We start from the raw sequence: 10,927 nt of genomic DNA, 5'->3' as shown, positions 1-10,927 counted from the left end.
CAAGTGAGAAGATCACCCGAACCGGCGCCGTTGAAGGGATAGCGTTCCGGATCAGCGACTAAATCAGCACCCTGCTAAGTGGGTCAATTTCGCATGCCGATTCACATTTTGCACAAACCCACATTTGTGCACTTATGGGTCTCTATGTGTTTTGCCGGATGGATATCCCACGATGACGCCAGTAGCCGGGTCCACAATCTTCTCAATGTCGTTTTGGAGACCTTGTGTTCGTATCATCGCAAAGATGCGGATCTCCGCATTTGGGCAAGCAGCTCGCAACAACTCCGCACAGGCGAAGCTCGTCCGGCCCATCGTCAATACGTCATCCACGATGGTGATCTTGTCAGGAACGAAGAACGGGCGCTCCGCCTCGATGCTGTCCAGGTGAACCGGCACAAGCGGCCTTTCAGCCGTCGGCGAATTCGAAGAGCGTGGCACAGCCTTAGTGCGCGTCAGATAGGTTTGCACCTCTTGGCCGAATCCGTGCTCATGCAGAACATCGCAGATAACCTTAGCGGGCCATAGAGCACCGTCCGGCAGGGGCGCGGAGCGAGGTGCAGGCACCAAGGTCACGTCCGGCCCTAAGAATGACCCAAGGACAGCCGATTTGGAATCTTGGAGGTGTGGAATGGCGGTTCCGAGAGTATGCAGCTTGCCCGCTTTCACCGCGCCACAAAGCGTCCGAGACTTTCGGGATAGGTCGGATGTGCCGCGTGGGGAATAATTGGCAAACGTGCCGTACTCATAGTTCGAAGGCACGAACGCCTCCGGCTGTGTAGTTTGGGATGTCGAGCAGGACATCTGGCAGGTTCTCACGGCGTAAGACCTGCGCCCCATACTCGATGAGCTGCTTTGGCCAAGTCAGGTTCGGGTCGGTCGCGACGTTCTCAAGGAGGTAGAGGTCGCGCCCGAGCCGAATTGCTTCCCATCCCTGGTGGCGTGTCCCGCTCTTCTCGCTTGCCTCGATAACGATCGTCGCATCGCAGATGAGCGCCATCGTTCTATTGCGGCGCGGGAAGTTCTCGCCCTTGCCCGGATAGCCTTCCGGAAACTGTGAAATTGCAAGGTGGTTACGCTTAATCTCTTCGAGCAACCCCGCGTTCTTGGCCGGATAAGCTTTGGACAAAGGGGTGCCAAGCACGGCAATGGTGCGCCCACCCTCTTCAATCGCGGTTCGGTGTGCCACCGTGTCGATGCCATCGGCCAGACCGCTCACCACGATGATGCCCTGCTCTACGAGCGCCCGCGTCACGGCTTTTGCGCGTTTGATACCGTCCGGTGTGGCCGTGCGGGAGCCAACGATTGCCACGCGGGAGCGTTCGGTCAGAAGCGACGTATCGCCCGCCGTGTACAACACGTCCGGCGCGTTCTTCTCTTCAAGCGGGCCAAGTGGCCCAAGGGCTTCTCTTGTTCTTAGCTCTGCGTGCATTTTCATTCTAGCGATGTCTCTTGAGCACCGCCCTCCCTTTGTATTTACATCACAAATATGGTTCGGCGCAATAATTCACACAAACCCACATTTGTGGCTTTGTTCATTTGCGGGTTATGCCCGCCTCATCTTCCAACTCTTTGGTTCGCGCCACAATGTACGCTTGCAGCTCACCGACCATCTTCCGGTCGGTTGCACTACAAGCGGTTTTGAACCGCGTATGCAGACTGGCCGGTAGGTCGAGGCTTAGGCGCTTCGTCGGTTCATTCGTTGCAGCAGGTTTCGCCACCGGCTTCGATGCCTGTGTCGTGTCATGTCCTGCCCCGCCACGCTCAAACGCGAGGATTTGGTCATCCGTGGGCTGCTTTGGCTTCGGAGCCGCTGAAAACGTCTTCTTCGACATACCGCTCAATCTCTTTCGTTAGGTGTTCAATCTCGCGGGCGGCGTTGCTATCGCCTGCCCACTCGAAAATCGTTTGCCCCATGGTCATGCCTTCCGCGAAGGCGACCCGCTGCTCGATTTCACTCTCTAAAATCGGTAGTCCTGCTTCTCCGGCCATGTTGCGGATATCTCGGCCAATCACGGTTTTCCCTATTTTGCGGGAAACCACAAAACCACATTTGATGGTTGGTTTGAATTCTTGCGCTTCCTTGACTTGGCGCACCGTCAAGTCCGATGCCCAGGTTGAAAGACCAGAAGGCTCAATCGGGAGCGCTACGAAATCAGAGGCAACGATGCAAGATCGGGCTATCTCTTCCGCGTGGGGTGGACCGTCGATGATCGTATGGGTGTAATCTTGCGCCAGCTTGAGCGCATCCCGTGCCATGTTCGCTCGCGCCATGCTCACGACTTGGAAGGGTGCGTCTTCTCGCAGGCTCGCCCAGGTCGATGCCGAGCCTTGCTTGTCCGCATCAATCAGCAACACACGATGCCCTTGACGTGCCAAGCAACCGGCCACGTTCACCGAGAGGGTGGTTTTGCCAACGCCGCCTTTTTGGTTCAGAAAAGATATAATCATGAATCAACCTCACCACATTAGTGGGAAACCGTAAAGTCACAAACCCACATTTGTGTTTTTAGTGTGTATATGCGCCGCGTTTCTTGCAGAACGCTAGGAAGTGTTTGTCCGCGTCCTTCACATCGATGGCCTTGTCATTCACCCATGATCGCCATTCGTTTTCCAGCACATAGACATCCCAACCGGGCGCCAACCGTCGCGCTATGTCATGCGTGCCCAGCTTTTTGAAGCGCAAAGCCTGCAAGGGCAGGGCGACGACCGCCTCAGCGCCCTTGGGGCGGAAGACAACATTATCTCCCTCAATGCTCATGGCATAGTCGGGCAGATGGTCGTGCGCACTGTCATCCTCGATAATTTTTGAGAGCAGCCGCCTAAATTCCTTCGTGGTCGAACCCGATCCACACTTGTCGCGCAAGAGCTCAAGGCCGCACTTCCACTTAGGTTGTGCGCCGCAATGCTTGCGAGCGAGTTCATATAGCCGCCGTTCGAGCGGCTTTCTTAGAAAGAAATACTCTTTGTTGAGCGTCAGAACATGATTGTTCTCGATAGCATCAAACACCCAGTCCGACAGGGTGATTTCCACGTCCTGCATTCTGCCTTCGCGTGTCTCGCGGATAATCTCTGCGGACTCGATAAGGCCGAAAACTTTAAAGTATTCCTTCCCGCCTTGGCGGATGTTCGTTTCGATCTGGGTACCTTGAAGCCGCCGCAAGGCATCTTTCAGGAGCTTGTACCCTTGGCCGGATGTTCGACGGTTCGTCGCCACAAGCAGGTCATGGGCTTTGAACCGCATAGACCGGCTGACCTTTCGGCCATCATTCAGCGCGGCCATGCACTGGCTAATGCAGTAAATCAGCACATCACGGTCATGCACCGTCGCCAATCCATAGCGGGAGGGCGAGACCTCAATCGAATTATCGCCATTCTGGTAGCGTCGAGGTTTCATGTCCGGCTTTGTAGAGAGCGTGAACACTGGGTGCTCCATCGAAGCCATGTCGCCCTTCGGAACAGCGTCCACGATATCACAAACGAACAGGTCTTTTTGTGGGTGGCGATCAGGCAGAAGAGGGGAGCGTGAATTCGTCATTTCACACACCACACGGTCAGCTCTAGATTCGTCATTTCACACACCATGAGCTACTATCGTTATTTCCCACACCGCTCGTCAAGACTCGTCATTTCACACACCGAACAGCCTGTGGGTAACTTTTAAGTAGATTCGTCATTTTACACACCGAAATTCGTCATTTCACACACCATCTTTCGTCATTTCACACACCGATCGATTCCTAAACATGTTTTATTTCAATAGGTTAGAAGCTAATATCCACAGCGTAACTCTATTATAACTCTATTTAACTCCCCCTAGCTAAAAGCACCACGAACCACAAACCCACATTTGTACATTTCGTCTCGTCTTATCACACACAGAATTCAGCTTCTGACTCACCAAAGAATAACTGCGGCGAGCCATGACCATCGAGGCCACATCACCATGTGTGACCGATGAGTGCTTTGAGAACCTTGAAGGGGTGGGTCTCCCCATGCTCAGAGACGAGCTTTTGCGCGGGGGTCAGCTCCCGCTACGCGCCCTTGTTTCAGAACCATCAAACAGAGTTGGTTCTCTCCGAGGTCGAACAATAGCGCGCCTCATGATAGCGTTCGGTGGTGGATCGTCTCAAATAGCGTAGGCTAGGTCACATTGCCCAAACCAACTCTGCAGGATCAATCCTGCCTCCGTTCCCTCGTGACACCTCATCCTGGCCGTTCCGTCGCCGGGTATCTCAGCTTTTCTTCAGGCGGCGGCCTCCTTCGTCCATCTAAATACCGTGCCCGTCCACCAGTCTGGTTTCAGCCGCGAGATGGTTGAAACAACCCTGCTGGATTCGGGCCCAGCGGCGCCGCAAAGGCTTCACGGAAATCGCCGCTAAAAATGCCCTTGAGATAAAGCCAGGCCAGCAGCCTCGGTTCATTCCCCAATGTTGGATCACCGAGGGTTGGAACCTTCCGGCTATTGCCTTACCTGTAATTAGGTTCATTGCATGTCAGAAACAGGCAAGTGTTTTGCCCCGAAACCGAGCAATAAAACAGTCAGAGTGATGCGGTAAATATGGTGTAATGTGACGAAGGCTGGGTTGGCATGAAGGCTGAGCGCAATTAGTCCCATTTCCGTGACCCCTCCTGGCGAAAAGGCGATAAGTAAAACGCTGAATGGCTGATCGGTAAGCGGCAGCACTAAAAATGCCAATATGCCGCCGATGACGAGCATGATAGAGACCGAAGCTGCGCTTAGCCAAAGTCCCTGCACTATGATCCGGCGGCTGAACCCGCTGAAACGCACCCCTAGTGAGACACCGATGACGATCTGGCTGATGTTGAGCAGCCAAGATGGCACCGTGGGTGCCCCGACGCCAACGAAATTCAGAGCAGCGGCGGCAATTAATGGTCCGGTGAGCTCCCAAGCGGGCAGACGCAGAATTCCAGCTATAAGCATTCCGACAAGACTGGTCGACAGCAATAACACGATGCCGGTAGCGGGCAGGCTATCTTCGGTAGCGGTGTCCATTTCTCCGGCGCTACCGACCGGATGGCCGGTCCAAAGCGACATAGCAATAGGGACAAGGGCGATGACAAAGATGATCCGAAGGAATTGCTGCATTACAATATGTTTGGTGTCAGCACCGGCGGTTTCACCCAAGGTAACGCTTTCGATCAGTCCGCCAGGGGCCGCCGCGAAAAACGCGGTGATGCGGTCCATCTTTCCTAAACGACGAAATATCTGGTAGTTGACCATATGTGCGAGCAGCACAAAGAGACTCACCGCGATTAGACTATAGACCATTTCATCCAAGTCGCTGGTTAGTTCAGAGGTGACGCGCGCCCCAATTGTCAAACCAATGATCGCGATAAAAACGGTCCGCACCCGCTGAGGGAAGCTGTAGCCGTTCGGTAAGGCATTGGGGAGGCTGGTCGCGATAACACCGGTCATCATCAGACTTCCAAGCAAATAGGGCAGGGGTACCGGAGTGAGATGTGCGAGCCAGCCAGCAGCCGTACCGATAACGAGCATTAAGGGCGTGATAACAAATAATCTTGGGGTCATCGTCGATCCTGCGTGAACTGTCTTACGTCTGATCGGCCTTTTGTCGTGAACGTACAATCGGAGCACACCAACGAAGCCGAGTAGACGACACGATCAGTCTAGGGATGGGACAAAGATCGACGCAAATACTGGATCTGCATAGGTCATACCTATCAGGCATGGAGAAACTACAGCGCGCGATGAGCCTACCTCATTGTCAGCATTGTCAGACTGAGAGTAGTCCATCGGCAGAAACCGCCGTGGAGATCTCATTCAGATACTTTGGTGCTACCTTGTCACGCAGGATCTTATGCAGCCGTACCATGGGCTCAGTATCAGGCAGCAGCCGCCTGCGCGCCCATACCCGGTTGATCGTCAATCCTTCCACTTGGGCTGCACTAATCGCACCAGAACGCAACTCATTGGAGAAGGCTGAGAACGGCAATATGGAATTCAGCTTGTCGCTGGCGCAGGCATTGATGCAGGCGAAATGCGACTCGACTTCCATCTGCGTTGACGTCCGTACGCCATGGCGATCGAACTCGGCCTGAAGATAGCGGCGTACCCAGTCCTGTTCCGTGGTGAGTACGAAGGAGCGTCCATCCAGCATGGAAATTGGAACCTTCGACGCTGTAAATTCGCCGCGAGCGCCAATCACGAAGAGTGCCTCCTCCCAAAGGGGCGATATGGCCAAGACGTTTTCCTGCGGCGGATTTGTCAGCACCGCGCAATCGATATCCCCGGCCCGAAGCCAGGCTTCCAACCGATGGCTAGGTGCTTCGCTGAATTGTAGGAGCGCCGTGCGCCGCAGTGCGGTCAGCGAACTCTCCGTTCGCCCCAGAAGGAGTTTGCTGATTGCGGGTGGGAGTCCAATACTCAAGCGGTTGGCTTCATAGCCTCGGTCAGAGAACTCTTCTTCAATCAACGCGATACGGAGCATGACGCTTTCCGCAAGCTGGTGCAGGCGTTTTCCGTCCGCAGTCAGTTCAGTACCGCTGCCGGTGCGGATGAAGGCCGATAGGCCAAGTTCCTGCTCCAACTGCCTTACCTGTCGGCTGAGTGCTGGCTGTGCGATGTTTAGAACGCGCGCAGCCCGACTTATGCTGCCTTGCGCTGCGACAGCCAGAAAATACCGAAGCTGTCTCAGTTCCATTCCGCTGCCCCCTGCCACCTATGCCATTCAGGTATGGGATATGCCAGAACCATATTTGTGCCAATCCTCAAATAACTCATAACGTGACTGGGACAGACGGGAGGCGCTGTCGAGGTCAGTACCGTAACTGTGGCTGGAATGGGAGAGATGGCAATGCGGTTCAGTATTCACGTCCTCGACGGATCAAATGGCGATCACGCCGGGGATGTTCCGATTGAGGTACACAGTATCGATGAATTCGGGAAGCGGACATTTCAGGCACGCTGCATCACCGATGCAGGGGGCCGAGCTTCAGCTGAAATAGACATCGCAAAACGTATCGACGTCGTGATCGCAAGCGGTTCACGGTTCGCTCAGACGACCGACACTACTGTATCAGTGGAAGCAGTGACGCTGCGCGTCGCGTTGCAGGATGGCGTCGAAGGGGTTCACTTACCAACTGTGATTGCACCGAATTCCAGTTCGCTGTGCTGGCTGAAGTCAGGAACTTGAAATCATCTTGAGGAGGATATCGTGAATTTACAATTTTGGAAGGCGCTCGGAATTGCCGCGGCCATCTCAATAACAGGTCCGGCCAACGCAGAGATAAACTGGTCTCCACCGGGCCCGATCAATCTGCTCATCCCGTTCGGCGCGGGGGGTAGCGCTGATTCCATGGCCCGCTTCCTCGCCACCGGCCTGAACGAGGAATACGGATGGGAGGTTTTGCCTGAGAACGTTCCGGGGCAGGGCGGTCGACTGATGGCCAGCAATCTGGTTGAACTGCCTGCAGATGGCACTGCCATTGCTTTGGCGCCTATCGGCGAGTTGATTTATACCGAGTTGGTAACCAACGACCCCGGATTTTCCGTGGCCGACATGACCATGATCACAACACTCGCCGGTACCCAGATGGGATTGATCGCGAGGGCAGACCGTGGCTGGAACGATCTCGGAGATGTAATCGCGGCGGCAAAATCCGGTGAGAAGCTATCGGTGGCCGTGCCGACGCAGAAACTTGCGGATGCCGCCTATTTGATCTCTCGGGAACATGACGTGGAGCTGACGGTGGTGATGACCCGTGGCGGTCAAGCTGCGATGAGTGCAGTGATCGCGGATGACGCTGACCTCGCTTGGGCGGGGGGGCTTCAGGGGGGGAATGTCCTCAACGGCCAGCTCGTAAATCTCGTGTCCGGAGAAATGGAGAAGTTGGAGGTTTCCCCAGACGCGCCCTTGCTGTCCGAATACGGCATTCCGTATTTCTTCGGCACCGATTTTGTGATCGTGGCTCCAGAGGGTCTCCCTGATGACGCACGAACAACATTGGCTGAAGCGATTGGAACGATTGTTTCGGATGAGGAGGGCAATCTCCACAAACTCTTGAATAAGAGCTTCGCCGGAACGCGCCTGATTTCGGGTCAGGACCTTGACGCCCGCCGAGATGCTGCGATCGCCAACGACCGGAATCTGTTGTCCGATGTCGACGGCTAGGATGCACCAAACCCGGCAGCCGATAATGGGCGTCACTCACGGTGATGCCAATAGCGAAGCAGATCTACGGAAACCATCACGAGGACTGGGACATGACCAATCTAATCATCGTCGATCTCAGGGATAATGTCGCCACCACCGTGGCCAATATTGCCGCAGGGACCGTACTGGAACAGGACAGTACCGAGGGCACCATCCCCCCGTCGGCACGTCAGGCCATTCCGTCTGGGCACAAGATCGCTCTGGTGGATATCCATACGGGCGAGGAGGTCATCAAGTACGGCGCCGTCATTGGTGTTGCGACGGCCAGGATCGCGGCTGGAGATCACGTGCATGTCCACAACATTGCGAGCAACCGGGTCCGGGGAGATCTGAAAAAGGGAGAGGGCGCATGAGCTTCCAGCACTTCATGGGGTATCGTCGGTCAGATGGGGCGACTGGCATTCGGAACTATCCGCTGGTCATCGCGGTCATGGACAATTGCAACCCGCTGGCCCGGCGGATCGCAGGGGCTGTACAGGGTGCGGTTCCCATAGTTGCGGCCTATGGGCGGGGCCAGAAAGGCGAAGATCAACGCGTACATGATATGACGCTCGTCAATTACGGCAGCCATCCGAATTGTCAGGCGGCATTGGTTGTCGGACTTGAGCATGTGACAGCGCAACGCATCGCAACAGAGATCGCCAAGACGGGTCGCCCCGTGGATTGGATTGATGTGCAGGGGCAGGGCGGGACGCTGAATGCTTTTTCGGAGGGTGTGCGGCGCCTTAATGTGTTGATCGATGACAATCCCGCGCGACTGGAAAGCACTCCAATTTCCGACCTGGTGATCGGGCTGGAATGTGGTGGATCAGATGCGTTGTCGGGTGTCAGCGGCAACGCTGCGATGGGTGTCGTCGCCGACCGGCTGAGTGCTGCGGGTGCCACTGTCATCCTGTCCGAAATCGAGGAGATCATAGGCGCCGAACATGTTTTGGCCGATCGCGCGTCGTCTGACGACGTCCGAGCGCGGCTATTGGCCGCTGTCGAGCGGTGCGAACGGCACGCTACTCATCTGGGATTGAACATGGCGCCGCTCGGAGAAGACAACATTATCGGTGGCCTCTCGACCACCGAGGAGAAATCGCTGGGCGCTGTGCGCAAGTCGGGAACCTCACCATTAAACGAGGTGATCGGCTACGGTGAACGACCCCAAAAGCGGGGAGTTGTCTTCATGGATGCGCCTGCGCCAGGAACAGAAAACACCACGGCTCTTGGTGCAGCAGGGGCGCATATGATCCTGTTCAATACCGGGCGTGGCAACCCGATCGGCAATCCCGTATCGCCAACGTTGAAGATTACGGGCAGTCCGGACACCGCCAAGCTGTTTGCCGACAATATCGACATCGACGTCTCCGGGATCGTCACAGGGGATATGGATTTCGATGTTGCTGCCGATCGCATCATGGAAATGATGGACCGCACTGCCCGCGGCAGATTAACGGCAAGCGAACGCCTCGGCGATACAGAGATTTCCATCAGCCGGATCGACAACGGGTTTCTGAGAATTCTACGGGAAGATTGCCCTGAACTCGCAATCAGCAGCTGAATTGCCATTCCGTGGGAGGACGACATGACCAAGACAGAGCAAACGGCCGCGGCCTTTCGGTATCGTGACACGGCGCCTGTCGAGCGGGTCGACTGGACCGCACTAGAGAACTGGGTCGCCGCCATTCTAGGTCGGGCGGGTGTGGAACCTCAGGAAGCGAAGCTTGCTGCGCATGTCCTCGTGCGGTCGGATGCCCGCGGTTTCGGTACCCACGGGGTCTCCCGGCTGGTGAGTTACGTCGGCAAGCTGAAAACGGGCGAGATCGCGCCACGCGGTGCGCCTGTGTTCAGTGAAGTCGCGGGTGCATTGCGTATCGATGGGGCGGGACTCTTGGGCCAGGTGGTAACGCCGAAAGCGGTGGATGCGGGTCTGGAACTGTTGCGCAAGCGCGGTTCAGTCGTTTGCCAGATCCGCGACACCGCACATTTGGGAGCCGTCGGCATGTACGCGCTGCGCGCTGCCGAAGCCGGGGCGATCTGCCTGATCATGCAGGCCACCTCGCCGGTTATGGCAACGCAGGGTGCTACCCGCCCGATGATCGGCAACAATCCCCTGGCCCTGGCGGCCCCGCGACCGGACGGGCCGCCGATCGTTATAGACATGGCCTGTTGCATGGCTGCTCGTGGGAATATTCTGCTTGCCGCTCGGGAAGGAGATGCCATTCCAGAAGGCTGGGCGATCGACCCGGAGGGGCGACCGACGACCGACGCCAATGCTGCACTGCGCGGTTCCCTACTGCCCTTTGGCGGGCATAAGGGCATGGCCTTGGCCATGATCGTCGAGATACTGGCCGCCAGTCTTTCCGGTGCGGCCCATTCCGAACGTCTCAATCCCGAAGGCGGTGTGCAAAGCGCCTCTGGTGGACTGAACGCTTTCTGCCTTTTGCTGTCGCCGGACAATATGACACCTGGAGGCCGGGCAGGATATGACAGGCACATGGCAGCTTGGACGCAGACCTACTGTGCCGCAGGAGAAACCGTCAGTGTCCGTATTCCGGGCGAACGCGCCGCACAGTCCGAAGCACAGGCGCGGAAGGAAGGGGTCCCGCTGGCGAGATCCGTCGCTGCTGAACTGGCGGCGCTGGGACGTGACACGGGAATCCTCATGCCATGACGGACGTTTCACGAGACATCCGAAATGAGTGCTCCGGTAGCGGAAACTTGAACGTTTCCGACCCTCGGTTTCG

General features: G+C 56.4%; 11 protein-coding genes. 5 read left to right on the top strand and 6 right to left on the bottom strand.

Annotation, left to right across the window (positions count from 1 at the left end):
* Positions 1 to 132 precede the first annotated feature (132 nt).
* The 6 genes from ACFSUD_RS16570 to ACFSUD_RS16545 form a co-directional block, all read right to left on the bottom strand.
* Complete coding sequence (locus tag ACFSUD_RS16570) at positions 133 to 468, bottom strand: hypothetical protein (RefSeq protein ID WP_386375617.1); 336 nt, start codon at positions 466 to 468, stop codon at positions 133 to 135.
* A gap of 274 nt (positions 469 to 742) precedes the next feature.
* Positions 743 to 1,435, bottom strand: coding sequence for a DNA-processing protein DprA (locus ACFSUD_RS16565; protein ID WP_386375616.1), 693 nt, complete (start codon positions 1,433 to 1,435; stop codon positions 743 to 745).
* 344 nt (positions 1,436 to 1,779) lie between these two features.
* Positions 1,780 to 2,448 carry a ParA family partition ATPase gene (gene parA, locus ACFSUD_RS16560; RefSeq protein WP_386375615.1) on the bottom strand — a complete coding sequence of 223 codons (669 nt, stop codon included), beginning with the start codon at positions 2,446 to 2,448 and terminating at the stop codon, positions 1,780 to 1,782.
* Between the two features lie 58 nt (positions 2,449 to 2,506).
* The gene (locus tag ACFSUD_RS16555; protein WP_386375614.1) at positions 2,507 to 3,535 is read right to left on the bottom strand and encodes a replication initiator protein A; all 1,029 of its coding nucleotides are present in this window, start codon (positions 3,533 to 3,535) and stop codon (positions 2,507 to 2,509) included.
* A gap of 948 nt (positions 3,536 to 4,483) precedes the next feature.
* Positions 4,484 to 5,551: an AbrB family transcriptional regulator gene (locus ACFSUD_RS16550; RefSeq protein WP_386375613.1), complete on the bottom strand. Its 1,068-nt coding sequence runs from the start codon at positions 5,549 to 5,551 to the stop codon at positions 4,484 to 4,486.
* Between the two features lie 205 nt (positions 5,552 to 5,756).
* Positions 5,757 to 6,683 carry a LysR family transcriptional regulator gene (locus ACFSUD_RS16545; RefSeq protein ID WP_386375612.1) on the bottom strand — a complete coding sequence of 309 codons (927 nt, stop codon included), beginning with the start codon at positions 6,681 to 6,683 and terminating at the stop codon, positions 5,757 to 5,759.
* A 147-nt stretch (positions 6,684 to 6,830) separates the two neighbouring features.
* On the opposite strand from ACFSUD_RS16545, the gene ACFSUD_RS16540 reads away from it, so the two are divergent.
* The 5 genes from ACFSUD_RS16540 to ACFSUD_RS16520 all read left to right on the top strand — a co-directional run bounded on the left by ACFSUD_RS16540 (position 6,831) and on the right by ACFSUD_RS16520 (position 10,854).
* The gene (locus ACFSUD_RS16540; RefSeq protein WP_386375611.1) at positions 6,831 to 7,175 is read left to right on the top strand and encodes a hydroxyisourate hydrolase; all 345 of its coding nucleotides are present in this window, start codon (positions 6,831 to 6,833) and stop codon (positions 7,173 to 7,175) included.
* Positions 7,176 to 7,196: 21 nt separating this feature from the next.
* Entirely contained in the window at positions 7,197 to 8,153 is a 957-nt protein-coding gene (locus ACFSUD_RS16535) for a tripartite tricarboxylate transporter substrate-binding protein (protein WP_386375610.1), read from the top strand.
* 92 nt (positions 8,154 to 8,245) lie between these two features.
* Positions 8,246 to 8,548, top strand: a complete 303-nt coding sequence (locus ACFSUD_RS16530) for a UxaA family hydrolase (protein ID WP_386375609.1) — start codon at positions 8,246 to 8,248, stop codon at positions 8,546 to 8,548.
* Positions 8,545 to 9,741 carry a UxaA family hydrolase gene (locus ACFSUD_RS16525; protein ID WP_386375608.1) on the top strand — a complete coding sequence of 399 codons (1,197 nt, stop codon included), beginning with the start codon at positions 8,545 to 8,547 and terminating at the stop codon, positions 9,739 to 9,741. Before ACFSUD_RS16530 ends, ACFSUD_RS16525 begins: the two co-directional genes overlap by 4 nt.
* Before the next feature lie 24 nt (positions 9,742 to 9,765).
* Positions 9,766 to 10,854 (top strand): Ldh family oxidoreductase, encoded by a 1,089-nt coding sequence (locus ACFSUD_RS16520; protein WP_386375607.1) that lies wholly within the window; start codon positions 9,766 to 9,768, stop codon positions 10,852 to 10,854.
* Positions 10,855 to 10,927: the final 73 nt, after the last annotated feature.

Origin of the sequence: Sulfitobacter aestuarii (assembly GCF_042685005.1) — a bacterium.
In the GTDB taxonomy this organism is placed as follows: Bacteria; Pseudomonadota; Alphaproteobacteria; order Rhodobacterales; family Rhodobacteraceae; genus Sulfitobacter; species Sulfitobacter aestuarii.
Note: the sequence above shows the minus strand (reverse complement) of the source record. Positions and strands in the feature narration are given on the sequence as shown.

Excerpts from the sequence above, each read along its gene's own strand:
- ACFSUD_RS16550 (WP_386375613.1), bottom strand. The coding sequence starts at position 5,551 with ATGACCCCAAGATTATTTGTTATCACGCCCTTAATGCTCGTTATCGGT.
- ACFSUD_RS16545 (WP_386375612.1), bottom strand. The coding sequence starts at position 6,683 with ATGGAACTGAGACAGCTTCGGTATTTTCTGGCTGTCGCAGCGCAAGGC.
- ACFSUD_RS16555 (WP_386375614.1), bottom strand. The coding sequence starts at position 3,535 with ATGACGAATTCACGCTCCCCTCTTCTGCCTGATCGCCACCCACAAAAA.
- ACFSUD_RS16540 (WP_386375611.1), top strand. The coding sequence starts at position 6,831 with ATGGCAATGCGGTTCAGTATTCACGTCCTCGACGGATCAAATGGCGAT.
- ACFSUD_RS16530 (WP_386375609.1), top strand. The coding sequence starts at position 8,246 with ATGACCAATCTAATCATCGTCGATCTCAGGGATAATGTCGCCACCACC.
- ACFSUD_RS16520 (WP_386375607.1), top strand. The coding sequence starts at position 9,766 with ATGACCAAGACAGAGCAAACGGCCGCGGCCTTTCGGTATCGTGACACG.
- ACFSUD_RS16525 (WP_386375608.1), top strand. The coding sequence starts at position 8,545 with ATGAGCTTCCAGCACTTCATGGGGTATCGTCGGTCAGATGGGGCGACT.
- parA (WP_386375615.1), bottom strand. The coding sequence starts at position 2,448 with ATGATTATATCTTTTCTGAACCAAAAAGGCGGCGTTGGCAAAACCACC.
- ACFSUD_RS16565 (WP_386375616.1), bottom strand. The coding sequence starts at position 1,435 with ATGAAAATGCACGCAGAGCTAAGAACAAGAGAAGCCCTTGGGCCACTT.